Here is a 24,377-nt window from a genome sequence, read left to right as displayed (position 1 = left end):
TCCTACCGATAACAATTTATTATCGCTAGTATATCATAAAAATTACTATTTCACTAATTTTAGAGTGGATGATAAAGAAATAAAAAAGAATGTTCCAAAGCTATGAAAATATGTAAGGAATATAATGATAGTGACACAATAGAGAAATTAAACAAGACCTTTAAATCAGATTTTATCATTTAATTGGTTAGAAGGATTCGTCTTTAAAATAAAATTAGACAGAAAATGAGATAAAATCAAAAAGGATAGCCTCTCTGTGATGAGATGTTATCCTTTTTGATTTTAAAATTATTGCAAATTAACCTTGTTTCTCAAGATGTAGTAGGTTCCGAGGTAAAAGATAGCTATGAAAATGAGTTCTTCAACAATGGCTATACCTGCTCCCATATAGAAATGGTCATTGAGTCCTACAAGTGAATTGACATAGAAATTAGAACTAAGATTGAAGAAAAGCTCAATAAATCCAATGACGATTTGGATACCGATATAAGCTACAATGGCTAGTGCGGTACGGTATTCATTGAAAAGTTGTCCGATGGAAATAGCCAAGTAGATGCAGAGGATGCTGGAAATGGTATTTAGTAGGAAGGATACCCCCATAAGAGAGAGTTGAGGAAGGAATGTTCCTACAAGTGGAATCAACTCAGAATTTGATATCCATTCTGGAACCGTTATGGTAACAATAATAAAAGCGCTTAGAGCTAGTACAGTGGAGCTAAGGATAGACCAAATGAAGGCTCCAACTAATTTGGCTGTGATGATATGGTGTTCAGAAACTGGCAAGGTCAAAGTCAGATAGCCTTGTCGGTCATAGACACTACCTTTGAATCGTTTAATAATCAAGAAAATGGTTGAAATCCCAAGTGTAATCATCAATCCACCAAAGACGAGAGCCAGAAAGAAAAGTAAGACAGGTTGGCTATCTTTGAAAGATACATAATTATAGTAGTGTCCTTGCATTCCTATGAGAACGGAAAGAACTAGCACGGCGGCGTAAAGAGCTAAATACCACTTGTTAACATTTTTAAATTCGTAGCGAACTAAATTCCAAAACATAATAATCTCCTTTGCTTAGGCCTTAAATTCCTGACGGAAGAGTTGGTCAATGGATTCACCTGACTCATAGCGAATATCATCTACATTTCCTTGACGGACGACTTTTCCGTCTTTGAGGAAGATAATTTCATCCAAGATTGGCTCGATATCAGAAATCAAGTGGGTAGAAATCAAAACGGTAGAAGTTGGGGAGTAGTTGTTGATAATAGTATTGAGGATATACTCACGGGCTGCTGGATCCACTCCACCAATGGGTTCGTCCAGAACATAGAGACGAGCATCACGGCTCATAACCAAAATCAGTTGTACCTTTTCCTTGTTTCCTTTTGATAATTTCTTGAGACGACTATTTTCATCAATGCCCAGGTCTGCAAGTAGATGATGGGCGCGTTCAAGATTGAAATCTTTATAGAAGGTCTTAAAGTAGGTTAGGGCTTCTTTGACCTTCATTTGCTCATTGAGATAGGTCGTATCAGGTAAATAAGCTACGATAGCCTTGGTTGCTGGGCTTGGGTCCATGTCGTTGATGAGGACACGTCCTTGATCTGGTTGTAAGAGGCCATTGATTAGTTTAATCAGTGTTGTTTTTCCTGAGCCGTTTGGCCCAAGGAGACCAACGATTTTTCCAGCTGGGATGTCAAGGGAAACATTTTCAAGGGCTGGTGTTGCTCCATAAGATTTGGATACATTTTCAAATGCTAGTAATGACATAGGCTTAAACTCCTTTAATATAATCGCCGACTACGCTTGGTAGTTCTTCTTTTTCATAGCCAAAATGGGTCATGGAGGAAACGAAGTGTTCCAATTCTTCTTCTGATAATTGTTTGCGCGATTGGGCGATTAGCTCCTTATCTTCAGTCACAAATCGTCCAGTTGTTCGCTTGCTGTAGACAAATCCTTCTCGTTCAAGGTCTGACAAGGCTCTTTGGATGGTGTTGGGATTGACACCAGCCTCGCTAGCTAGCTCTCGCACGGTTGGAAGTTGTTGATTGGCTTCCAGTGTATGGGAAACAATCTGAAGCTTGATTTTCTCCATAATCTGTAAATAGATGGGTTTTTTGTTGTCAAATGTCCAGGACATCTTGGTCTCCTTTCTTTTATCCTTTTGTCTTAATTAAATAATACAACAAAACAAAAAACTTGTCAAGCAAAAAGAAGAATTGTTTTGGGAATCGCTTAAAAAATGGTATAATGAAAAGAAAACGATAAGGAGGGAAAGGATGCGTTGTCCAAAATGTGGGGCTACCAAGTCAAGTGTTATCGATAGTCGCCAAGCAGAAGAAGGGAACACTATTCGTAGAAGACGTGAGTGCGATGAATGCCAACACCGTTTTACAACCTACGAACGAGTAGAAGAAAGAACCTTGGTGGTTGTTAAAAAAGATGGCACACGGGAACAATTCTCCAGAGATAAAATCTTTAATGGGATTATCCGCTCAGCCCAGAAACGTCCTGTGTCAAGTGATGAAATCAACATGGTAGTCAATCGTATCGAACAGAAACTCCGTGGTCGAAATGAAAATGAAATTCAAAGTGAGGACATTGGTTCACTCGTCATGGAGGAGTTGGCTGAGTTAGATGAGATTACCTATGTACGTTTTGCCAGTGTCTATCGTAGTTTTAAGGATGTCAGTGAGTTAGAGAGCCTGCTCCAACAAATCACCCAGTCCTCTAAGAAGAAAAAGGAAAGATAAATGAAGCCAATTGACCGTTTTTCTTATCTAAAGAATAATCGGGTGTCGCAAGATACCTCATCTCTGGTACAGTGCTACCTCCCGATTATCGGTCAGGAGGCGCTGAGCCTTTATCTTTATACGATTAGTTTTTGGGATAATGGTAGAAAGGAATACCTTTTTTCAAGTATTCTCAATCATCTCAACTTTGGGATGGACAGACTCTTAAAATCCTTGAAAATCCTATCTGCTTTTAATCTCTTGACCCTCTATCAAAAGGGGGATGTTTATCAGATAGTTATCCATGCTCCTCTTTCAAGTCAAGATTTCTTGGAGCATCCTGTTTATCGCAGACTTTTGGAGAAAAAGATTGGTGATGCAGCTGTGGAGGATTTGAAAGTTGAGAGTGCTGAGGGAGAAGAAATATCTGTCTCACTCAATCAAGTCTTTCCAGATTTGGCAGAGCTGGGAAGTCAAGAAGACCTTGGTCTCAAGAAGAAAGTGGCCAACGATTTTGACTTGGACCATTTTCGTCAGCTCATGGCTCGAGATGGACTTCGCTTTGCGGATGAGCAGTCCGATGTCTTGAACCTCTTTGCCATTGCCGAGGAGAAGAAATGGACTTGGTTTGAAACCTATCAATTGGCTAAGTCAACAGCTGTTTCCCAGGTCGTTTCAACCAATCGTATGCGGGAAAAAATTGCTCAAAAACCTATTTCCTCTGACTTTAGTCCTAAGGAAATGATCATTATCAAAGAAGCCAAAAGTAAAACGGCCTTGCAGTTCTTGGCAGAAATCAAGCAAACTCGTAAGGGAAACATTATCCAAACAGAAAGAGAAGTCTTGCAACAGATGGCTGGCTTGGGCTTGCTGGACGAAGTCATCAATATCATTCTCTTGTTGACCTTTAATAAGGTCGATTCGGCAAACATCAATGAGAAATATGCCATGAAGGTAGCCAATGATTACGCCTATCAAAAGATTCATTCGGCAGAAGAGGCAGTCTTGCGCATCCGTGAGAGAGGACAGAAGAGTCAGGCTCAAAAGACTAGTAAACCCGGTCCTGCCAAGTCCAATGTACCCAAGTGGAGCAATCCAGATTATAAAAATGAAACCAGTGAGGAAACTCGTCTGGAACTAGAACGTAAGAAACAAGAACTATTAGCTCGATTAGAAAAAGGAGGAGATTAGATGGAAAGTGTCGGAGACGTACTCAAACGTCAACCTAGCCGTTTTCACTATCAAGACTTGGTCCAGAAAATCATGAAGGACCCTGATGTTGCGGCCTTTATCCAGCAAGAATCCCTGACTCCAGAGGAATTAAATCGCAGTATCTCCAAGTTTAATCAGTACATCACCGAGCGCGATAAGTTTCTCCGTGGTGATACGGATTATATTGCCAAAGGCTACAAGCCGATTTTGGTTATGAATCATGGCTATGCGGACGTTTCTTATGAAGAAACTCCGGAACTAATCGCGGCGGAAAAAGAAGCGGCTATTAAGAACCGTCTCAAGTTAATCAATCTGCCAGCCAGTCTCAAGAAAGCTAGTTTGGCTCAAGTTGATTTGGATGATTTGGGTCGTTTGCCAGTTTTTGAAAAGCTATTAGCCTTCGTGGAGCAATATCCAGCTATTCGAAAAGGTCTTTACTTGTATGGAGACTTTGGTGTGGGTAAAAGTTTCATGGTGGCTGCCTTAGCCCATGATTTATCAGAAAAACGTGGTGTTTCATCCACTCTCCTCCACTATCCTAGCTTTGTCATCGATGTCAAAAATGCTATCGGTGATGGCAATGTTAAGACCTTGGTAGATGAGCTTAAGCTTTCTGAAGTCCTGATTTTAGATGATATTGGTGCCGAGCAATCAACAGCTTGGGTGCGTGACGAAATCCTGCAAGTCATTCTCCAATATCGGATGCAGGAAAATTTACCGACCTTTTTCACCTCCAACTTCAACTTTGAAGAATTGGAGCAGCATTTCGCTAAAGGGAAACATGGAAATGACGAAACCTGGGAAGCCAGACGCGTCATGGAACGCATCCGTTATTTGGCTGAGGAGACTCGTTTAGAAGGAGTGAACCGCCGATGACAGAAACGATTAAACTGATGAAAGCCCATAAGTCTGTGCGAAGATTTAAGGAGCAAGTCATCCCTCAGGAAGACTTGACTGAAATCCTGACAGCAGCCCAGATGGCCTCGTCTTGGAAGAATTTCCAATCCTACTCTGTGATTGTGGTACGAAGTCAAGAGAAGAAAGATGCCTTGTATGAATTGCTACCTCAAGAAGCCATTCGCCAGTCAGCTGTTTTTCTTCTCTTTGTCGGAGATTTGAACCGTGCAGAAAAGGGAGCACGACTCCATACCGACACCTTCCAACCTCAAGGTGTAGAAGGCCTCTTGATTAGTTCAGTCGATGCGGCCCTTGCTGGTCAAAATGCCTTGCTGGCAGCTGAAAGCTTGGGCTATGGTGGTGTCATTATTGGCTTGGTGCGTTACAAGTCAGAAGAAGTAGCAGAGCTTTTTAACCTGCCTGACTACACCTATCCTGTCTTTGGGATGGCACTAGGTTTACCAAATGAAGAACATGAAGTCAAACCTCGCTTGCCATTGCATCAAGTGGTGTTTGAGGAAGAATACCAAGAGCAGCCAAATGAGGCAATCGAAGCTTATGACCGTGTACAGGCAGACTATGCTGGAGCGCGTGCAACCACAAGCTGGAGTCAGCGCCTAGCAGAACAGTTTGGTCAAGCTGAACCAAGCTCAACTAGAAAAAATCTTGAACAGAAGAAGTTATTGTAGAAAGTGAGAAATTATGGCCCTACCAACTATTGCCATTGTAGGACGTCCCAATGTTGGGAAATCAACCCTATTTAATCGGATCGCTGGTGAGCGAATCTCCATTGTAGAAGATGTCGAAGGAGTGACACGTGACCGTATTTATGCAACGGGTGAGTGGCTCAATCGTTCCTTTAGCATGATTGATACAGGAGGAATCGATGATGTCGATGCTCCTTTCATGGAACAAATCAAGCACCAGGCAGAAATTGCCATGGAAGAAGCAGATGTTATCGTCTTTGTCGTGTCTGGTAAGGAAGGAATTACCGATGCGGACGAATACGTAGCCCGTAAGCTTTATAAGACCCACAAACCAGTTATCCTCGCAGTTAACAAGGTGGACAACCCTGAAATGCGAAATGATATCTATGATTTCTATGCCCTCGGTTTGGGTGAACCACTGCCAATCTCATCTGTCCATGGTATCGGTACAGGGGATGTGCTAGATGCCATCGTAGAAAATCTTCCAAATGAATATGAAGAAGAAAATCCAGATGTGATTAAGTTTAGCTTGATTGGTCGTCCCAACGTCGGAAAATCAAGCTTGATTAACGCTATCTTGGGAGAAGATCGTGTCATTGCTAGTCCAGTTGCTGGAACAACTCGTGACGCCATTGATACCCACTTTACAGATACAGATGGTCAAGAGTTTACCATGATTGATACGGCTGGTATGCGTAAGTCTGGTAAGGTTTATGAAAATACCGAGAAATACTCTGTCATGCGCGCCATGCGTGCTATTGACCGTTCAGATGTGGTCTTAATGGTCATCAATGCGGAAGAAGGCATTCGTGAATACGATAAGCGTATCGCAGGATTTGCCCATGAAGCTGGTAAAGGAATGATTATCGTGGTCAACAAGTGGGATACACTTGAAAAAGACAACCATACCATGAAAAACTGGGAAGAAGATATCCGTGAGCAGTTCCAATACCTGCCTTACGCACTGATTATCTTTGTATCAGCTTTGACCAAGCAACGCCTCCACAAACTTCCTGAGATGATTAAGCAAATCAGTGAAAGTCAAAATACACGTATTCCATCAGCTATCTTGAACGATGTGATTATGGATGCTATTGCCATCAACCCAACACCGACAGACAAAGGAAAACGCCTCAAGATTTTCTATGCGACCCAAGTGGCAACTAAACCACCAACCTTTGTCATCTTTGTCAACGAAGAAGAACTCATGCACTTTTCTTACCTACGTTTCTTGGAAAATCAAATCCGCAAGGCCTTTGTCTTTGAGGGGACTCCAATCCATCTTATCGCAAGAAAGCGTAAATAAAAAAGTAGAATCTGGAATGACATTTCCAGATTTTTTTGATATAATGAAGATAAAGAAAGCGTTGTCAAATAGAGAGGGGCTAGTGATGAAACATTTGTTTAAATTGTTAATCTTATTACCCTGGTTTTACTTTTTCAGCTGGATTGAAAATGCTAATAGAGATAGTAAATTTTTCCCAATTTTTTACTATTTTTACTGGGTTTACATCCCCCTCTATGCTCTTTTTAGCCTTGCTTGGACAGTTATTTCAGTTCGGTTTTTCAATATCGTCTTGAGAAATTTGACAGATATCAAGTTATGGGGCATTTGGTTTCTTTTTATTCTGCTAGCTATTGGTCTGAATAGGTTAACTTATTTCTGTTTCAAAAAAATGCTTCGCTTGAGACGAGAATTAGGGAAGTCTAAAGCGGGGAGACATTGATTTATATTGGTTTTTATTTGTAGGAGGTGGCTTATGGCACATCTAAAATCATTTATTTCACGCTATTCCAAGGTTTATATTGGTTTAGTTCTGTTGATCTGGCTGGCTTTCTTCTTTGTTCCTTGGGATAAACCAGTTCTGGGAATATCTATCAATCTCTTAATCATGCAGAAAGTTTTACTAGTTTTTGGAATTCTGTCGATTTTGATGGCCTTGCTGTCCAAGAAAGTCAGTCTCTTTGTTTTTGGATTGATCTGCTGTTTTTCTCTTTGGATAAATCTATTTATCCTATTTGCGATTTTGCCGATTTTTTTTGGCAATTAAAGCATCATAAAAGTCAGAGAGGTTAGCTTGGAAACTAGCCTCTTTTTCCTTTTCAAAATGGGGATTCTTCCTTGAAAATAATCAGTAATTGTGCTAAAATTAAAAGAACATTCTAAAATATTCGGAATTTAAAGTAAGGAAAAACATGGCTAATATTTTAAAAACAATTATCGAAAATGATAAAGGAGAAATCCGTCGTCTGGAAAAGATGGCTGATAAGGTTTTCAAATATGAAGACCAAATGGCTGCTTTGACAGATGACCAACTAAAAGCAAAAACAGTTGAATTTAAAGAGCGTTATCAAAATGGAGAATCACTGGATTCATTGCTTTACGAAGCATTTGCAGTTGTCCGTGAGGGTGCCAAACGTGTCCTAGGTCTCTTCCCATATAAGGTTCAGGTCATGGGTGGAATCGTTCTTCACCATGGTGACGTGCCAGAGATGCGTACAGGGGAAGGGAAAACCTTGACTGCGACCATGCCGGTATACCTCAATGCCCTCTCAGGTAAAGGGGTCCACGTAGTTACGGTTAACGAATACCTGTCCGAGCGTGACGCGACTGAGATGGGTGAATTGTACTCTTGGCTTGGTTTGTCAGTAGGGATTAACTTGGCTGCCAAATCTCCAATGGAGAAAAAAGAAGCCTATGAGTGTGATATTACTTACTCAACCAACTCAGAAATCGGATTTGACTACCTTCGTGATAACATGGTCGTTCGTGCTGAAAACATGGTACAACGTCCGCTTAACTATGCTTTGGTCGATGAGGTTGACTCTATCTTGATTGACGAGGCTCGTACACCTTTGATCGTATCAGGTGCTAACGCAGTTGAAACCAGTCAGCTCTACCACATGGCAGACCACTATGTAAAATCGTTGGACAAAGACGACTATATCATCGATGTACAGTCTAAAACTATTGGTTTGTCTGATTCAGGGATTGACAAGGCTGAAAGCTACTTCAAACTTGAAAACCTTTATGACATCGAAAACGTAGCTCTTACTCACTTTATCGATAACGCCCTTCGTGCCAACTACATCATGCTTCTCGATATTGACTATGTGGTGAGCGAAGAACAAGAAATCTTGATCGTTGACCAATTTACAGGTCGTACCATGGAAGGTCGTCGTTATTCTGATGGCTTGCACCAAGCCATTGAAGCCAAAGAAGGTGTGCCAATCCAGGATGAAACCAAGACATCTGCCTCAATCACTTACCAAAACCTTTTCCGTATGTACAAGAAATTGTCTGGTATGACGGGTACAGGTAAGACTGAGGAAGAAGAATTCCGTGAAATTTACAACATTCGTGTGATTCCAATCCCAACCAACCGTCCTGTTCAACGTATTGACCACTCAGACCTTCTTTATGCAAGTATCGAGGCTAAGTTTAAGGCAGTTGTCGAAGACGTTAAGGCTCGTTACCAAAAAGGTCAGCCTGTCTTGGTTGGTACAGTAGCGGTTGAAACAAGTGACTATATTTCTAAGAAATTGGTCGCAGCTGGCGTTCCTCACGAAGTCTTGAATGCCAAAAACCACTATAAAGAAGCTCAAATCATCATGAATGCTGGTCAACGTGGTGCTGTTACCATTGCGACTAACATGGCCGGTCGTGGTACCGATATCAAGCTTGGTGAAGGAGTTCGTGAACTTGGAGGACTTTGTGTGATTGGTACAGAACGCCATGAAAGCCGTCGTATCGATAACCAGCTTCGTGGACGTTCAGGTCGTCAAGGAGACCCAGGTGAGTCACAATTCTACCTCTCTCTTGAAGATGATTTGATGAAACGTTTTGGTTCTGAACGCTTGAAAGGCATCTTTGAACGTCTCAACATGTCTGAAGAGGCCATTGAGTCTCGTATGTTGACGCGTCAGGTTGAGGCAGCGCAAAAGCGTGTTGAAGGAAATAACTACGATACCCGTAAACAAGTCCTTCAATACGACGATGTCATGCGTGAACAACGTGAGATTATCTATGCTCAACGTTATGATGTCATCACTGCAGACCGTGACTTGGCACCTGAAATTCAGTCTATGATTAAACGCACGATTGAACGTGTCGTTGATGGTCATGCGCGTGCCAAACAAGATGAAAAACTAGAGGCAATTTTGAACTTTGCTAAGTACAACTTGCTTCCAGAAGATTCTATTACGATGGAAGACTTGTCAGGCTTGTCTGATAAGGCTATTAAGGAAGAACTCTTCCAACGTGCCTTGCAAGTTTACGATAGTCAGGTTTCAAAACTACGTGATGAAGAAGCAGTTAAAGAATTCCAAAAAGTTTTGATTCTACGAGTGGTGGATAACAAGTGGACAGATCATATCGATGCCCTCGATCAATTGCGTAACGCGGTTGGACTTCGTGGCTATGCTCAGAACAACCCTGTTGTTGAGTATCAGGCAGAAGGTTTCCGTATGTTTAATGACATGATTGGTTCGATTGAGTTTGATGTGACACGTTTGATGATGAAAGCACAAATTCATGAACAAGAAAGACCACAGGCAGAACGCCATATCAGTACAACAGCGACTCGTAATATTGCTGCCCACCAAGCAAGTATGCCAGAAGATTTGGATTTGAGCCAGATTGGACGCAATGAACTTTGCCCATGTGGTTCTGGTAAGAAGTTTAAAAACTGTCACGGAAAAAGACAATAAAATGAGATAGTTTAGATGCGGATACCTTGTGAAAAGTAAATTTTTACTTGGTATCCGTTTGCTTTATAAGGAGATGAGTTATGGTATTTACAGCAAAAAGTCCTAAAATTAATATTGAAGAAGTTCGTGCCTTATCAAAATTAGAAGGCCAAGCTTTGGAGAGAAAATCACAGCGTGATCAAGAGCTAGAAGCCATTATACGTGGAGAAGACCAGCGAATTCTTTTGGTAATCGGGCCATGCTCATCTGATAATGAAGAAGCTGTCCTTGAATACGCTAAGCGTTTGGCAGTCCTACAAGAAGAAGTGGCAGACCGTATCTTTATGGTTATGCGTGTTTATACAGCCAAACCCCGTACCAACGGAGATGGCTATAAGGGCTTGATTCACCAGCCTAACGCGACAGAGGCGCCAAGCCTCATCAATGGAATCAAAGCCGTTCGTCATCTTCACTATCGTGTTATCACGGAAACTGGTATGACAACAGCTGATGAAATGCTTTATCCTGAAAATCTTCCGCTTGTGGATGATTTGATTTCTTACATGGCAGTTGGTGCCCGTTCAGTTGAAGACCAGCAACACCGCTTTGTGGCAAGTGGAGCAGATTTCGCGACTGGTTTTAAAAATCCGACATCTGGAAATCTCAATGTTATGTTTAATGGGATTTATGCTGCTCAAAACAAGCAAAGTTTCCTTTTCCTAGGAAAAGAAGTGGAAACAACTGGGAACCCGCTTTCGCATGCCATTCTTCGTGGTGCTCTTAATGAGTATGGAAAAAATATTCCCAACTACTATTATGACAATTTAATTGACACCATTGCCCAGTATGAGAAAATGGGCTTGGAAAATCCTTTTATCATCATTGATACCAATCATGACAATTCTGGTAAGCAGTATATGGAACAAATCCGAATTGTCCGCCAGACCTTGATTAATCGTGCTTGGAATGAAAAAATCAAGCAGTTCGTTCGTGGTTTTATGATTGAGTCTTATCTGGAAGATGGTCGACAAAATGAGCCAGAAGTATTTGGCAAGTCTATCACAGACCCTTGCCTTGGCTGGGAAAATACGGAAGCCCTCGTCAGAGAAATCTACCAAACGCTAGGAGAATAAGATGGCATTTATTGAAAAAGGTCAAGAAATCGATATTGAAGCAATCAAGGCAGAAACCCAATTGTCTGCCGAAGCCTTGCGACTAAAGGAGCGTCGCGATAGAGAATTGGCAGACATTATTTCAGGAGAAGATGACCGGATCCTTTTGGTGATTGGTCCTTGCTCTTCTGATAATGAAGAGGCTGTCTTGGAATATGCCCGCCGTTTGTCCGCCTTGCAAAAGAAGGTGGCGGACAAGATTTTCATGGTTATGCGTGTTTATACTGCTAAACCGCGTACCAACGGAGACGGCTATAAAGGTTTGGTTCATCAGCCAGATACTTCTAAGGCTCCAAGCCTGATTAATGGCTTGCAGGCTGTGCGGCAGTTGCACTACCGCGTGATTACAGAGACTGGTTTGACAACGGCAGATGAGATGCTTTATCCGTCAAATCTGGTCTTGGTAGATGATTTGGTCAGCTACCATGCTGTAGGAGCTCGTTCTGTAGAAGACCAAGAGCACCGTTTTGTGGCCTCAGGGATTGATGCGCCAGTCGGAATGAAAAATCCAACCTCTGGAAATCTTGGTGTTATGTTTAATGGCATCTATGCCGCTCAAAATAAACAGACCTTCCTTTTCCATGGGCAAGAAGTTGAGACTTCAGGAAATCCCTTGGCTCACGTCATCCTTCGTGGCGCAGTTAATGAATATGGGAAAAATGAGCCTAACTTTTACTATGAAACCTTGCTAAATGCCATTGAACGCTATGAGACCATGGGGCTTGAAAATCCTTTTATCCTCATCGATACCAACCATGATAACTCAGGCAAGCAATATATGGAGCAAATTCGGATTGTTCGCCAGACCTTGCAAAATCGTGACTGGAATGAGAAGATTAAAAAGACGGTTCGAGGATTTATGATTGAATCCTATCTAGCAGATGGTCGTCAAAACCAACCAGAGGTCTTTGGTTGCTCTATTACCGATCCTTGCCTAGGTTGGGAAAATACAGAGGCCTTGGTAGAAGAAATCTATGCTACCTTAACAAAATAAGTGAAAAGGATGGAGTTGGGGAATCTCAACTCCTTTTGATGAGAATGATAGTTGGACACGGAATTGACATCGAAGAATTGGCTTCGATAGAAAGCGCAGTTACACGACATGAAGGTTTTGCCAAGCGCGTGCTGACTGCTAAGGAAATGAAACGGTTTAACAGTCTTAAAGGGCGCAGGCAAATCGAATATTTGGCAGGTCGCTGGTCGGCTAAGGAGGCCTTTTCCAAGGCTATGGGAACTGGTATTGGGAAGCTCGGTTTTCAGGATTTGGAAGTCTTGAACAATGAACGCGGGGCGCCTTATTTTAGTCAGGCACCATTTTCAGGAAAGATTTGGCTGTCTATCAGCCATACCGATCAGTTTGTGACAGCCAGTGTCATTTTGGAGGAAAATCATGAAAGCTAGTCCGCATAGACCAACCAAGGCTCTGATTCATCTGGGAGCTATTCTACAAAATATTCAGCAAATGGGGGCTCATATCCCTGAAGGAACGCTCAAGTGGGCTGTGGTCAAGGCCAATGCCTATGGTCATGGAGCTGTTACCGTTGCCAAGGCGATTCAAGATGATGTCGATGGTTTTTGCGTTTCGAATATTGATGAGGCCATTGAACTCAGACAGGCTGGACTCAGCAAACGAATCCTCATTTTAGGAGTTTCTGAAATCGAAGCTGTTTCTCTTGCTAAAGAATACGACATCACCTTGACTGTGGCTGGACTGGAGTGGGTTCAAGCACTCTTAGATAAGGAAGCGGACCTAACTGGATTGACAGTCCACCTTAAGATTGACTCAGGCATGGGACGGATTGGTTTTAGAGAGGTTCGTGAGGCTGAGCAGGCTCAAAACTTGCTTCAACAACACGGTGCCCGTGTTGAAGGAATCTTTACCCACTTTGCTACTGCTGATGAGGAATCAGATGACTATTTTAATGCCCAGTTAGAACGGTTTAAAACTATTTTAGCTAGTATGAAAGGTCTTCCAGAGCTGATACATGCTAGCAATTCTGCAACGACTCTTTGGCATGCAGAGACTATTTTTAATGCGATCCGTATGGGAGATGCCATGTATGGTCTCAATCCTAGCGGAGAGGTTTTGAACTTACCCTATGACTTGAAACCAGCCTTGACCTTGGAATCTGCTCTGGTCCATGTCAAGACAGTTCCAGCTGGAGCTTGTATGGGCTACGGAGCTACCTATCAGGCGGATAGCGAGCAAGTCATCGCGACCGTGCCAATCGGCTATGCGGATGGTTGGACACGTGACATGCAGAATTTTTCTGTCTTGGTAGATGGCCAAGCTTGTCCAATCGTCGGCAGGGTTTCGATGGACCAAATCACCATTCGTTTGCCTAATCTTTATCCGCTCGGAACAAAGGTGACCTTGATTGGTTCTAACGGGGACAAGGAAATCACAGCAACTCAGGTAGCTGCCTACCGTGGGACTATTAACTATGAGGTGGTTTGTCTCCTCAGCGACCGCATTCCGAGAGAATATTATTAGAAAAGAAAGGAGTGGAGCATGAATCTACATCAACCCTTGCATGTCTTACCTGGTGTGGGACCAAAGTCAGCAGAGAAGTACGCCAAACTAGGAATTGAAAACTTGCAAGACCTCTTGCTCTACTTTCCTTTCCGTTATGAAGACTTCAAAACCAAGCAAGTATTGGAACTGGAAGACGGTGAAAAGGCGGTTCTTTCTGGTCAAGTCGTGACTCCTGCCAGTGTCCAGTATTATGGATTCAAGCGCAATCGCCTGCGTTTTAGCCTCAAGCAGGGAGAAGTCGTTTTTGCGGTGAATTTCTTTAACCAGCCCTATCTAGCAGACAAGATAGAGTTGGGAGCAACTCTTGCCGTCTTTGGAAAATGGGACCGTGCCAAGGCTAGTTTGACTGGGATGAAGGTCCTGGCTCAGGTGGAAGATGACCTCCAACCTGTCTATCGCTTGGCTCAGGGAATCAGTCAGGCTAGTCTGGTCAAGGTTATCAAGACGGCCTTTGATCAGGGACTGGACCTCTTGATTGAGGAAAATCTTCCCCAGTCTTTGCTGGACAAATACAAACTCATGTCCCGTTGTCAGGCTGTTCGTGCCATGCATTTCCCCAAGGATTTGGCAGAATACAAGCAGGCCCTTCGCCGTATCAAATTTGAGGAACTCTTTTATTTCCAAATGCAATTGCAGACGCTCAAGTCTGAAAATAGAGTTCAGGGAAGTGGTCTGGTTCTGAACTGGTCTCAGGAAAAGGTGACAGCTGTCAAAGAAAGCTTGCCTTTTGCCCTGACCCCAGCTCAAGAAAAAAGTTTGCAGGAAATTTTGACCGACATGAAGTCCGACCACCACATGAATCGTCTCCTACAAGGGGATGTGGGGAGCGGAAAAACAGTAGTTGCTGGCTTGGCTATGTTTGCGGCAGTGACAGCTGGTTACCAAGCAGCTCTCATGGTGCCAACAGAAATCCTCGCAGAGCAACATTTTGAGAGTTTGAAGGGGCTTTTTCCAGACTTGAAATTAGCTCTCTTGACAGGTTCTTTGAAGTCGGCAGAAAAAAGAGAAGTCTTGGACACCATTGCCAAGGGTGAGGCTGATTTGATTATCGGAACCCACGCTCTGATACAAGATGGAGTGGATTATGCTCGTCTTGGCTTGATTATCATCGATGAGCAGCACCGTTTTGGCGTGGGGCAAAGGCGTATTTTACGGGAAAAAGGCGACAACCCAGATGTCCTCATGATGACGGCGACTCCTATTCCACGGACGCTGGCTATCACAGCATTTGGAGATATGGATGTGTCCATTATTGACCAGATGCCAGCAGGACGGAAGCCTATTGTGACACGCTGGATCAAGCATGAGCAACTACCTCAGGTTTTGACTTGGTTAGAGGGGGAAATCCAAAAAGGCTCTCAAGCCTATGTCATCTCTCCCTTGATTGAAGAATCAGAAGCTCTGGATCTGAAAAATGCTATTGCCTTATCAGAAGAGTTGACGGCTCATTTTGCAGGAAAGGCAGAGGTGGCTCTTTTACATGGTAAGATGAAGAGTGACGAAAAAGACCAGATTATGCAGGAGTTCAAAGAGCGAAAAACGGATATTCTGGTTTCGACGACAGTTATCGAGGTCGGGGTTAATGTTCCAAATGCGACTGTCATGATCATCATGGATGCCGATCGTTTCGGTCTCAGCCAGCTTCACCAGCTTAGAGGTCGTGTGGGTCGGGGAGATAAGCAGTCTTATGCAGTTCTCGTTGCCAATCCCAAGACGGATTCTGGGAAAGACCGCATGCGCATCATGACGGAAACCACTAATGGATTTGTCCTTGCGGAGGAAGATTTGAAAATGCGTGGTTCTGGTGAGATTTTTGGAACCAGACAGTCAGGACTTCCAGAGTTCCAAGTGGCTGATATTATCGAAGATTTTCCGATTTTAGAAGAAGCCAGAAAAGTTGCCAGCTACATTAGTTCTATAGAAGGCTGGCAAGAGGATCCAGAGTGGCGCATGATTGCCCTTCATTTGGAGAAGAAAGAACATCTGGCTTAAGCTTTCTCTAAGGAAAACTTAAGCTAGCTTTCAGGTTTGCCCCTTATACTAGAGTCATCAAAAAGAAACGAGGACTCTCATATGACAGTAACGATTAAAGTAAATTACCAAACCACTTTCCAAAAGAAAGAAGCAAAAAACTAGTATAAACAGAAGAGAGAGCGAAATGCTCTTTTTTCGCTACACAGAAACTTGGCAAGAGGATCCAGAGTGGCGCATGATTGCCCTTCATTTAGAGAAGAAAGAACACCTAGCTTAAGCTTTCTCTAAGGAAATCTTAAGCTAGCTTTCAGGTTTGCCCCTTATACTAGAGTCATCAAAAAGAAACGAGGACTCTCAGATGACAGTAACGATTAAAGTAAATTACCCAAGCATTTTTCAAAAGAAAGAAGCCAAAAACTAATATAAATAGAAGGAAGAAAGAGCGAAATGCTCTTTTTTCGTTTCTAAAACTACTTTCAGTCAATAGGCTTGAAGGAGGAAAAGCTAAATTCACTTTCTATTTAGCCTTCTTTCTTGCATTGCTTTCTTAGATGTGCTACAGTTGTGGTAGCGATTACAAAATAAAAGGAGCATGCTATGAAAAATCCAACTTTGTTAGAAGAGATTAAGACTTACCTAGGAAGGGATGAGGTTCCAGAAGACTTTGATGCTTTCTGGGATGAGGAAGTGAAAAAAGTTTCCACGCTTCCAGCCTACCAGTTGGAGGAAAGAAATTTTCACATCCCTCAAGTCAAGTGCTATGAGTTAACCTTTGAAGGAAGCAATGAAGGCAAGGTCTATGCACGCGTCGTTCTTCCAAAGAGTGAGGAGAAGGTTCCGCTAATCTTCCATTTCCATGGTTATATGGGACGTGGCTGGGACTGGGCCGACATGTTAGCCTTCACCGTAGCTGGTTACGGTGTTGTTTCCATGGATGTGCGGGGTCAGTCAGGTTACTCACAAGACGGCTTGCGTTCTCCTTTAGGAAATACCGTGAAGGGGCATATCATCCGTGGTGCTGTGGAAGGTCGGGAGCATCTCCTTTATAAGGATGTTTATTTGGACATTTACCAGTTGGTTGAAATTATTGCTAGTCTGCCTCAGGTTGATGAGAAGCGTCTTTCTAGCTATGGTGCTTCTCAAGGTGGCGCTCTAGCCTTGGTTGCAGCAGCGCTCAATCCTCGAATTGAGAAAACTATTGCCATCTATCCTTTCTTGTCAGACTTCAGACGAGTTCTTGAGATTGGCAATACCAGTGAGGCCTATGACGAACTGTTCCGTTATTTCAAGTTCCACGATCCCTTCCATGAAACTGAGGAGGAAATCATGGCGACTCTTGCCTATATCGATGTCAAAAATCTTGCCCATCGTATCCAAGGTGAGGTTAAGATGATTACGGGCTTGGACGACGATGTTTGTTATCCTATTACCCAGTTTGCGATTTATAACCGTCTGACTTGCGATAAGGCCTATCGCATCATGCCCGAGTATGCTCACGAAGCCATGAATGTATTTGTTAACGACCAAGTCTACAATTGGCTCTGTGGAAGTGAGATTCCTTTTAAATATCTAAAATAAGGAGTCGACTCTAAGCACAAAATCTTAAAAAACACAAACACGCATAGTATCAGGTGTTGAACAAGCTTGATACTATGCGTTTTATAGTGCATTGAATCTATATTAGGACACTACACTTCTTAAATCATTATTAGAAATTGGTTTGAATTTGCCAATCAATTTGCTCAATTTTCATATTATACTGTTATATCACAAGATTATTTCCTTCATTTTCTCCTAAAATTGACTTTCTTGTTTCTTATCTTGTCCACTCGAAACAGGTCTTGCAAGAAACCTACTTATTTTTGAAAGTACTTTTAATGTAGTTGATATAGTTAAAAAGATTTGAAACTAAATTCCAAATTAGAAAAAGACTTGAAATACTAAAAAAAAAAAGTATACTCTAATTGAAAACGGTAACAAAACTAATTTAGAGTATTTCTCTCTTAAAAGTTCTTGGTGAAACGAGATGTAGAAAGGAGATTTAGCCAAAGAGTCTATTAGTGCTAGAATAATAGATTAGAATTATTTTAGAAAAACTAATACTCAATGAAAATCAAAGAGCAAACTAGGAAACTAGCCGCAGGCTGTACTTGAGTACGGCAAGGCGACGTTGACGCAGTTTGAATTTGATTTTCGAAGAGTATAAGTGAGCAGCTTATAAATTCAATTCCCCAAATAGATTCATACCAGTATCTTTTGCAAAAAATAAAGGGCGACTTCCTTCATGAATATCAATTTCATCTATAAGGAAGGTAGCTAATTGAACTAACTTATTTGTTCTGTTTGTCGCTAGAAAAATCAGATCTTCTTGTGAAGAGTGAGGAGATACTGAATGAAAATCAAAGAAGAAACTAGCAAGCTAGTAGCAGATTGCCCAAAACACCGCTTTGAGGTTGTAGATAAGACTGACCTATATAATCCAAGGTGAAGCGACTGTGGTTTGAAGAGATTTTCAAAGAGTATAGCCTAGAGAGTGTAGTGTTTTTATGTCCTTCTAGTAGAAAATGCTAGACAGAAGAATGGGGAACTTGGATAGGAAAAAGAGATTGAGAAAGGAGGTTAGAAGAGATGATTATTACAAAAATTAGCCGTTTAGAAACTTATGTGGGAGTAAATCCACATTTTGCAACATTGATAGATTTTCTAGAAAAAACAGGACTAGAAAATTTAACAGAAGGTTCGATTGCTATCGATGGTGATCGATTGTTTGGGAATTGCTTTACTTATCTAGCAGATGGTCAAGCAGGAGCCTTCTTTGAAACACACCAAAAATATTTGGATATTCATTTAGTTTTGGAAAACGAAGAAGCCATGGCTGTTACGTCGCCGGAAAATGTAAGCGTTACCCAAAAATATGATGAAGAGAAAGATATTGAATTATACACAGGGAAAGTGGAACAGTTGGTTCATTTGAGAGCTGGCGAATGCCTCATCACTTTTCCAGAAGATTTACATCAACCAAAAGTTCGTATAAACGATGAACCTGTGAAAAAAGTTGTCTTTAAAGTTGCGATTTCTTAATGTAGAAAGGGAAGAACGATGAAAAAAATGAGAAAGTTTTTATGTCTAGCTGGAGTTGCGCTAGCAGCTGTTGCCTTGGTAGCTTGTTCAGGAAAGAAAGAAAGTACAACTAGTACTGAACCACCGACAGAATTATCTGGTGAGATTACAATGTGGCACTCCTTTACTCAAGGACCACGTTTGGAAAGTATTCAAAAATCAGCAGATGCTTTCATGCAAAAGCATCCAAAAACGAAAATCAAGATTGAAACATTCTCTTGGAATGACTTCTATACTAAATGGACTACAGGTTTAGCAAATGGGAATGTGCCAGATATCAGTACAGCTCTTCCTAACCAAGTAATGGAAATGGTCAACTCAGATGCTTTGGTTCCGCTAAATGATTCTATCAAGCGTATTGGACAGGATAAATTTAACGAAACTGCCTTAAATGAAGCAAAAATTGGAGATGATTACTACTCTGTTCCTCTTTATTCACATGCACAAGTTATGTGGGTTAGAACTGATTTGTTAAAAGAACATAATATTGAGGTTCCTAAAACTTGGGATCAACTCTATGAAGCTTCTAAAAAATTGAAAGAAGCTGGAGTTTATGGCTTGTCTGTTCCGTTTGGAACAAATGACTTAATGGCAACACGTTTCTTGAACTTCTACGTACGTAGTGGTGGTGGAAGTCTCTTGACAAAAGATCTTAAAGCAGATTTGACAAGTCAACTTGCTCAAGATGGTATTAAATACTGGGTTAAAATGTATAAAGAAATCTCACCTCAAGATTCTTTGAACTTTAATGTCCTTCAACAAGCTACCTTGTTCTATCAAGGAAAAACAGCATTTGACTTTAACTCTGGCTTCCATATTGGAGGAATCAATGCCAACAGTCCTCAATTGATTGATTCAATTGATGCTTATCCTATTCCAAAAATCAAAGAATCTGATAAGGACCAAGGAATTGAAACCTCAAACATTCCAATGGTTGTTTGGAAAAATTCAAAACATCCAGAAGTTGCTAAAGCATTCTTAGAATCACTTTATAATGAAGAAGACTACATTAAATTCCTTGATTCAACTCCAGTAGGTATGTTGCCAACTATTAAGGGGATTAGCGATTCTGCAGCCTATAAAGAAAATGAAACTCGTAAGAAATTTAAACATGCTGAAGAAGTAATTACTGAAGCTGTTAAAAAAGGTACTGCTATTGGTTATGAAAATGGACCAAGTGTACAAGCTGGTATGTTGACTAACCAACACATTATTGAACAAATGTTCCAAGATATCATTACAAATGGAACAGATCCTATGAAAGCAGCAAAAGAAGCAGAAAAACAATTAAACGATTTATTTGAGGCTGTTCAGTAGGTGTAAAAGACTAGAAAATAGGTGGGCTAGTGAGCTGAAAAGCCCTAGCCCAATCTTGTAAAAGAAGGGAGAAGGAGAATGGTTAAAGAACGTAATTTAACTCGCTGGATATTTGTTTTGCCAGCTATGATTATCGTAGGATTACTCTTTGTTTATCCGTTTTTCTCGAGTATTTTTTATAGCTTTACCAATAAGCATTTGATTATGCCTAATTATAAATTTGTTGGTTTAGCTAACTATAAAGCTGTGCTATCAGATCCCAACTTCTTTAATGCGTTCTTTAATTCAATTAAGTGGACCGTTTTCTCATTAGTTGGTCAAGTTTTAGTAGGGTTTGTATTGGCTTTAGCTCTTCACAGAGTACGCCACTTCAAGAAATTATATAGGACCTTATTGATTGTTCCTTGGGCATTTCCTACTATCGTTATTGCCTTTTCTTGGCAGTGGATTCTAAACGGGGTTTATGGCTACTTACCTAATCTAATCGTAAAATTAGGTTTAATGGAACATACGCCTGCATTTTTGACAGATAGTACATGGGCATTCCTATGTTTGGTGTTTATCAACATTTGGTTTGGAGCGCCGATGATTATGGTTAATGTACTTTCAGCTTTGCAAACAGTACCCGAAGAACAATTTGAGGCTGCTAAGATAGATGGTGCTTCAAGTTGGCAAGTGTTCAAATTTATCGTCTTTCCACATATTAAAGTGGTTGTAGGGCTTCTAGTTGTTTTGAGAACTGTATGGATCTTTAATAACTTTGACATTATCTACCTTATTACTGGTGGTGGACCGGCTAATGCTACAACGACGCTTCCAATTTTTGCTTACAACCTAGGTTGGGGAACTAAATTGTTGGGTCGTGCTTCAGCAGTTACAGTATTGCTCTTTATCTTCTTGGTGGCGATTTGCTTTATCTACTTTGCTATCATCAGTAAGTGGGAAAAGGAGGGTAGAAAATAATGAAGAAGAAATCCGGTATTTATTTAGATATTCTCTCACATGTACTCTTGATTGGTGCGACCATTGTTGCAATTTTCCCATTGGTATGGATTATCATATCTTCTGTCAAGGGTAAAGGGGAATTAACTCAGTATCCAACACGATTTTGGCCTGAACAGTTCACATTAGATTATTTCACTCATGTTATCAATGATTTGCACTTTATTGATAACATTCGAAACAGTTTAATCATTGCCTTAGCTACAACTGTTATTGCGATTATTATTTCTGCTATGGCAGCCTATGGTATTGTTCGATTCTTCCCTAAATTGGGAGCAATCATGTCAAGATTACTCGTCATTACCTACATTTTCCCACCAATTTTGTTAGCAATTCCCTATTCAATTGCCATTGCTAAAGTTGGATTAACAAATAGTTTATTTGGCTTGATGATGGTTTATCTATCTTTTAGTGTTCCATATGCAGTTTGGCTCTTAGTTGGATTTTTCCAAACAGTTCCAATTGGAATTGAAGAAGCAGCTCGAATTGATGGTGCAAATAAATTTGTGACGTTTTATAAAGTTGTGCTACCGATTGTAGCACCAGGTATTGTAGCAACAGCTATTTATACATTTATCAATGCTTGGAATGAATTCTTGTATGCCTTGATTTTGATTAACAATACAGGAAAGATGACAGTAGCAGTAGCCCTTCGATCACTTAATGGTTCAGAAATACTAGACTGGGGAGATATGATGGCAGCATCTGTTATTGTAGTTCTTCCATCAATCATTTTCTTCTCTATCATCCAAAATAAGATTGCAAGTGGATTGTCAGAAGGATCTGTGAAGTAATACTCAATGAAAATCAAAGAGCAAACTAGGAAACTAGCCGCAGGTTGCTCAAAGTACAGCTTTGAGGTTGCAGATAAAACTGACGAAGTCAGCTCAAAACACGTTTTTGAGGCTGTAGATGAAGCTACGTTGACGCGGTTTGAAGAGATTTTCGAAGAGTATAAGTTAAAATTAGAAAGTTTATTCAATAATAAAGGAGAAAAAACATGGTTAAATACGGTGTTGTTGGAACAGGATATTTTGGAGCTGAGTTGGCTCGTTATATGCAAAAGAATGATGGAGCAGAGATTACTCTTCTCTATGACCCAGATAATGCAGAGGCGATTGCAGAAGAATTGGGAGCAAAAGTAGCAAGCTCCCTAGATGAGTTGGTTTCTAGCGATGAAGTAGATTGTGTTATCGTCGCAACTCCAAATAATCTTCATAAGGAACCGGTTATTAAGGCTGCACAATATGGTAAAAATGTTTTCTGTGAAAAACCAATTGCGCTTTCTTATCAAGATTGTCGCGAGATGGTAGATGCATGCAAAGAAAACAATGTAACCTTTATGGCAGGACATATTATGAACTTCTTTAATGGTGTCCATCATGCAAAAGAACTCATTAATCAAGGAATCATCGGAGACGTTCTATATTGTCACACTGCTCGTAATGGTTGGGAAGAACAACAACCGTCCGTATCATGGAAAAAAATTCGTGAAAAATCAGGTGGTCACTTGTATCACCACATCCATGAGTTGGATTGTGTTCAATTCCTTATGGGTGGCATGCCTGAAACTGTAACCATGACAGGTGGAAATGTAGCCCATGAAGGTGAACATTTCGGTGATGAAGATGATATGATTTTTGTCAATATGGAATTTTCTAATAAGCGTTTTGCCTTGTTAGAATGGGGGTCAGCTTATCGTTGGGGTGAACATTATGTCTTAATCCAAGGAACCAAAGGTGCTATCCGCTTAGACTTATTCAACTGTAAAGGAACTCTTAAGCTAGATGGACAAGAAAGTTATTTCTTGATTCATGAATCGCAAGAAGAAGATGATGATCGTACTCGTATCTATCATAGTACAGAGATGGACGGAGCAATTGCTTATGGTAAACCAGGTAAACGTACTCCATTATGGCTATCATCTGTGATTGACAAAGAAATGCGCTATCTGCATGAGATTATGCAAGGAGCACCAGTATCAGAAGAATTTGCAAAACTATTGACAGGTGAAGCTGCCCTAGAAGCAATTGCTACTGCAGATGCTTGTACCCAATCTATGTTTGAAGATCGCAAAGTAAAATTGTCAGAAATTGTAAACTAAATTTTGGTATTCTCCTATTATAGGTCAACTTGCTCCTCTGAAAGTACTTTTAGAGGAGCTGTTTGACTTGGCTAGTTTTTGAAACTGAAATCTATTATACTACAAACTATTGAAAGCGTTTTATTTTTGAGGTATAATAATCTCATAGAAACAAAGAAAAAGGAAAAGGAGGAAAGAGGATGCCACAGATTAGCAAAGAAGCCTTGATTGAGCAAATCAAAGATGGAATCATCGTTTCTTGTCAGGCTCTTCCTCATGAACCGCTTTATACAGAAGCGGGAGGGGTGATTCCCTTGCTGGTCAAAGCGGCTGAGCAAGGTGGAGCAGTCGGTATCCGAGCCAATAGTGTTCGCGATATCAAGGAAATCAAGGAAGTCACCAAACTTCCGATTATTGGGATAATCAAACGAGATTATCCACCTCAAGAACCCTTCATCACGGCTACCATGAAAGAAGTTGATGAATTGGCAGAACTGGACATCGAGGTGATTGCTCTGGATTGTACCAAGCGTGAACGCTACGATGGTTTGGAAATTCAAGAGTTCATTCGTCAGGTTAAGGAGAAATATCCTAACCAGCTCTTGATGGCAGATACCAGTACTTTTGAAGAAGGATTGGCAGCGGTCGAAGCAGGAATTGACTTTGTCGGAACAACCTTGTCAGGATACACGTCCTACAGTCCAAAAGTAGACGGTCCAGATTTTGAACTCATCAAAAAACTCTGCGATGCCGGTGTAGATGTCATTGCAGAAGGAAAAATTCATACACCAGAACAAGCCAAACAAATCCTTGAATATGGAGTGCGAGGCATCGTTGTTGGTGGCGCTATTACTAGACCAAAAGAGATTACGGAACGCTTTGTTGCTGGTCTCAAATAACACAATCTTAAAAAAGAGGAGAGTGGTGGATGAGTAGGAT

23 protein-coding genes are annotated in these 24,377 nt (G+C 41.1%); 20 read left to right on the top strand and 3 right to left on the bottom strand.

The window, feature by feature from the left end:
- Positions 1-288: 288 nt before the first annotated feature.
- Genes HT732_RS09390 through HT732_RS09380 form a run of 3 tightly spaced genes read right to left on the bottom strand, consistent with a single transcriptional unit; the run spans position 289 to position 2,137 of the window.
- Positions 289-1,056 (bottom strand): hypothetical protein, encoded by a 768-nt coding sequence (locus tag HT732_RS09390; RefSeq protein WP_173254832.1) that lies wholly within the window; start codon positions 1,054-1,056, stop codon positions 289-291.
- 15 nt (positions 1,057-1,071) lie between these two features.
- Positions 1,072-1,767, bottom strand: coding sequence for an ABC transporter ATP-binding protein (locus HT732_RS09385; protein ID WP_020903239.1), 696 nt, complete (start codon positions 1,765-1,767; stop codon positions 1,072-1,074).
- 4 nt (positions 1,768-1,771) lie between these two features.
- Positions 1,772-2,137, bottom strand: a complete 366-nt coding sequence (locus tag HT732_RS09380) for a GntR family transcriptional regulator (RefSeq protein WP_000119148.1) — start codon at positions 2,135-2,137, stop codon at positions 1,772-1,774.
- Positions 2,138-2,276: 139 nt separating this feature from the next.
- Here HT732_RS09380 and nrdR point away from each other — a divergent pair, with 139 nt between their 5' ends.
- The 20 genes from nrdR (at position 2,277) to HT732_RS09285 (ending at position 24,337) form a co-directional block, all read left to right on the top strand.
- A complete protein-coding gene (gene nrdR, locus HT732_RS09375; RefSeq protein ID WP_001203672.1) occupies positions 2,277-2,750 on the top strand; it encodes a transcriptional regulator NrdR in 474 nt (157 codons plus the stop codon).
- Complete coding sequence (locus HT732_RS09370) at positions 2,751-3,920, top strand: replication initiation and membrane attachment family protein (protein ID WP_173254830.1); 1,170 nt, start codon at positions 2,751-2,753, stop codon at positions 3,918-3,920.
- The gene (gene dnaI, locus HT732_RS09365) at positions 3,921-4,817 is read left to right on the top strand and encodes a primosomal protein DnaI (RefSeq protein ID WP_164226645.1); all 897 of its coding nucleotides are present in this window, start codon (positions 3,921-3,923) and stop codon (positions 4,815-4,817) included.
- Positions 4,814-5,527 (top strand): NADPH-dependent oxidoreductase, encoded by a 714-nt coding sequence (locus tag HT732_RS09360; RefSeq protein WP_173254828.1) that lies wholly within the window; start codon positions 4,814-4,816, stop codon positions 5,525-5,527. Before dnaI ends, HT732_RS09360 begins: the two co-directional genes overlap by 4 nt.
- A gap of 13 nt (positions 5,528-5,540) precedes the next feature.
- A complete protein-coding gene (der, locus tag HT732_RS09355) occupies positions 5,541-6,851 on the top strand; it encodes a ribosome biogenesis GTPase Der (RefSeq protein ID WP_173254826.1) in 1,311 nt (436 codons plus the stop codon).
- A gap of 85 nt (positions 6,852-6,936) precedes the next feature.
- Positions 6,937-7,272, top strand: coding sequence for a hypothetical protein (locus tag HT732_RS10425; RefSeq protein WP_240155853.1), 336 nt, complete (start codon positions 6,937-6,939; stop codon positions 7,270-7,272).
- A 33-nt stretch (positions 7,273-7,305) separates the two neighbouring features.
- Entirely contained in the window at positions 7,306-7,596 is a 291-nt protein-coding gene (locus tag HT732_RS09350) for a hypothetical protein (protein WP_173254824.1), read from the top strand.
- Positions 7,597-7,741: 145 nt separating this feature from the next.
- On the top strand, positions 7,742-10,255 hold the full coding sequence (secA, locus tag HT732_RS09345; protein ID WP_001274075.1) for a preprotein translocase subunit SecA: 2,514 nt from the start codon (positions 7,742-7,744) through the stop codon (positions 10,253-10,255).
- Between the two features lie 80 nt (positions 10,256-10,335).
- Entirely contained in the window at positions 10,336-11,367 is a 1,032-nt protein-coding gene (locus HT732_RS09340; RefSeq protein ID WP_000232192.1) for a 3-deoxy-7-phosphoheptulonate synthase, read from the top strand.
- 1 nt (position 11,368) lies between these two features.
- On the top strand, positions 11,369-12,400 hold the full coding sequence (locus tag HT732_RS09335) for a 3-deoxy-7-phosphoheptulonate synthase (RefSeq protein ID WP_000864042.1): 1,032 nt from the start codon (positions 11,369-11,371) through the stop codon (positions 12,398-12,400).
- Positions 12,401-12,444: 44 nt separating this feature from the next.
- On the top strand, positions 12,445-12,807 hold the full coding sequence (gene acpS, locus HT732_RS09330) for a holo-ACP synthase (RefSeq protein ID WP_049523944.1): 363 nt from the start codon (positions 12,445-12,447) through the stop codon (positions 12,805-12,807).
- Positions 12,797-13,900, top strand: a complete 1,104-nt coding sequence (gene alr / locus HT732_RS09325; protein ID WP_173254822.1) for an alanine racemase — start codon at positions 12,797-12,799, stop codon at positions 13,898-13,900. The genes acpS and alr overlap by 11 nt, the downstream gene beginning before the upstream one ends.
- Before the next feature lie 18 nt (positions 13,901-13,918).
- Entirely contained in the window at positions 13,919-15,934 is a 2,016-nt protein-coding gene (gene recG, locus HT732_RS09320; RefSeq protein WP_173254820.1) for an ATP-dependent DNA helicase RecG, read from the top strand.
- Positions 15,935-16,513: 579 nt separating this feature from the next.
- A complete protein-coding gene (locus HT732_RS09315) occupies positions 16,514-17,494 on the top strand; it encodes an acetylxylan esterase (RefSeq protein ID WP_173254818.1) in 981 nt (326 codons plus the stop codon).
- 1,050 nt (positions 17,495-18,544) lie between these two features.
- Positions 18,545-18,997 carry a YhcH/YjgK/YiaL family protein gene (locus HT732_RS09310; protein ID WP_173254816.1) on the top strand — a complete coding sequence of 151 codons (453 nt, stop codon included), beginning with the start codon at positions 18,545-18,547 and terminating at the stop codon, positions 18,995-18,997.
- Between the two features lie 18 nt (positions 18,998-19,015).
- Positions 19,016-20,353: a sugar ABC transporter substrate-binding protein gene (locus tag HT732_RS09305; RefSeq protein ID WP_000738779.1), complete on the top strand. Its 1,338-nt coding sequence runs from the start codon at positions 19,016-19,018 to the stop codon at positions 20,351-20,353.
- 78 nt (positions 20,354-20,431) lie between these two features.
- Positions 20,432-21,316, top strand: coding sequence for an ABC transporter permease subunit (locus tag HT732_RS09300; protein ID WP_000237988.1), 885 nt, complete (start codon positions 20,432-20,434; stop codon positions 21,314-21,316).
- Positions 21,316-22,149: a carbohydrate ABC transporter permease gene (locus HT732_RS09295; RefSeq protein WP_000730332.1), complete on the top strand. Its 834-nt coding sequence runs from the start codon at positions 21,316-21,318 to the stop codon at positions 22,147-22,149. Before HT732_RS09300 ends, HT732_RS09295 begins: the two co-directional genes overlap by 1 nt.
- Positions 22,150-22,355: 206 nt before the next feature.
- Entirely contained in the window at positions 22,356-23,459 is a 1,104-nt protein-coding gene (locus HT732_RS09290) for a Gfo/Idh/MocA family oxidoreductase (RefSeq protein ID WP_173254814.1), read from the top strand.
- Positions 23,460-23,638: 179 nt separating this feature from the next.
- Positions 23,639-24,337 (top strand): N-acetylmannosamine-6-phosphate 2-epimerase, encoded by a 699-nt coding sequence (locus HT732_RS09285; protein ID WP_001135655.1) that lies wholly within the window; start codon positions 23,639-23,641, stop codon positions 24,335-24,337.
- Positions 24,338-24,377: the final 40 nt, after the last annotated feature.

Source organism: Streptococcus sp. 5346, from assembly GCF_013277455.1.
Classification (GTDB): domain Bacteria; phylum Bacillota; class Bacilli; order Lactobacillales; family Streptococcaceae; genus Streptococcus.
This window is presented reverse-complemented; position numbering and strand designations above follow the sequence as displayed.

Coding starts and splice junctions, on each gene's coding strand:
- HT732_RS09390 (WP_173254832.1), bottom strand. CDS start 1,056: ATGTTTTGGAATTTAGTTCGCTACGAATTTAAAAATGTTAACAAGTGG.
- HT732_RS09385 (WP_020903239.1), bottom strand. CDS start 1,767: ATGTCATTACTAGCATTTGAAAATGTATCCAAATCTTATGGAGCAACA.
- HT732_RS09380 (WP_000119148.1), bottom strand. CDS start 2,137: ATGTCCTGGACATTTGACAACAAAAAACCCATCTATTTACAGATTATG.
- nrdR (WP_001203672.1), top strand. CDS start 2,277: ATGCGTTGTCCAAAATGTGGGGCTACCAAGTCAAGTGTTATCGATAGT.
- HT732_RS09370 (WP_173254830.1), top strand. CDS start 2,751: ATGAAGCCAATTGACCGTTTTTCTTATCTAAAGAATAATCGGGTGTCG.
- dnaI (WP_164226645.1), top strand. CDS start 3,921: ATGGAAAGTGTCGGAGACGTACTCAAACGTCAACCTAGCCGTTTTCAC.
- HT732_RS09360 (WP_173254828.1), top strand. CDS start 4,814: ATGACAGAAACGATTAAACTGATGAAAGCCCATAAGTCTGTGCGAAGA.
- der (WP_173254826.1), top strand. CDS start 5,541: ATGGCCCTACCAACTATTGCCATTGTAGGACGTCCCAATGTTGGGAAA.
- HT732_RS10425 (WP_240155853.1), top strand. CDS start 6,937: ATGAAACATTTGTTTAAATTGTTAATCTTATTACCCTGGTTTTACTTT.
- HT732_RS09350 (WP_173254824.1), top strand. CDS start 7,306: ATGGCACATCTAAAATCATTTATTTCACGCTATTCCAAGGTTTATATT.
- secA (WP_001274075.1), top strand. CDS start 7,742: ATGGCTAATATTTTAAAAACAATTATCGAAAATGATAAAGGAGAAATC.
- HT732_RS09340 (WP_000232192.1), top strand. CDS start 10,336: ATGGTATTTACAGCAAAAAGTCCTAAAATTAATATTGAAGAAGTTCGT.
- HT732_RS09335 (WP_000864042.1), top strand. CDS start 11,369: ATGGCATTTATTGAAAAAGGTCAAGAAATCGATATTGAAGCAATCAAG.
- acpS (WP_049523944.1), top strand. CDS start 12,445: ATGATAGTTGGACACGGAATTGACATCGAAGAATTGGCTTCGATAGAA.
- alr (WP_173254822.1), top strand. CDS start 12,797: ATGAAAGCTAGTCCGCATAGACCAACCAAGGCTCTGATTCATCTGGGA.
- recG (WP_173254820.1), top strand. CDS start 13,919: ATGAATCTACATCAACCCTTGCATGTCTTACCTGGTGTGGGACCAAAG.
- HT732_RS09315 (WP_173254818.1), top strand. CDS start 16,514: ATGAAAAATCCAACTTTGTTAGAAGAGATTAAGACTTACCTAGGAAGG.
- HT732_RS09310 (WP_173254816.1), top strand. CDS start 18,545: ATGATTATTACAAAAATTAGCCGTTTAGAAACTTATGTGGGAGTAAAT.
- HT732_RS09305 (WP_000738779.1), top strand. CDS start 19,016: ATGAAAAAAATGAGAAAGTTTTTATGTCTAGCTGGAGTTGCGCTAGCA.
- HT732_RS09300 (WP_000237988.1), top strand. CDS start 20,432: ATGGTTAAAGAACGTAATTTAACTCGCTGGATATTTGTTTTGCCAGCT.
- HT732_RS09295 (WP_000730332.1), top strand. CDS start 21,316: ATGAAGAAGAAATCCGGTATTTATTTAGATATTCTCTCACATGTACTC.
- HT732_RS09290 (WP_173254814.1), top strand. CDS start 22,356: ATGGTTAAATACGGTGTTGTTGGAACAGGATATTTTGGAGCTGAGTTG.
- HT732_RS09285 (WP_001135655.1), top strand. CDS start 23,639: ATGCCACAGATTAGCAAAGAAGCCTTGATTGAGCAAATCAAAGATGGA.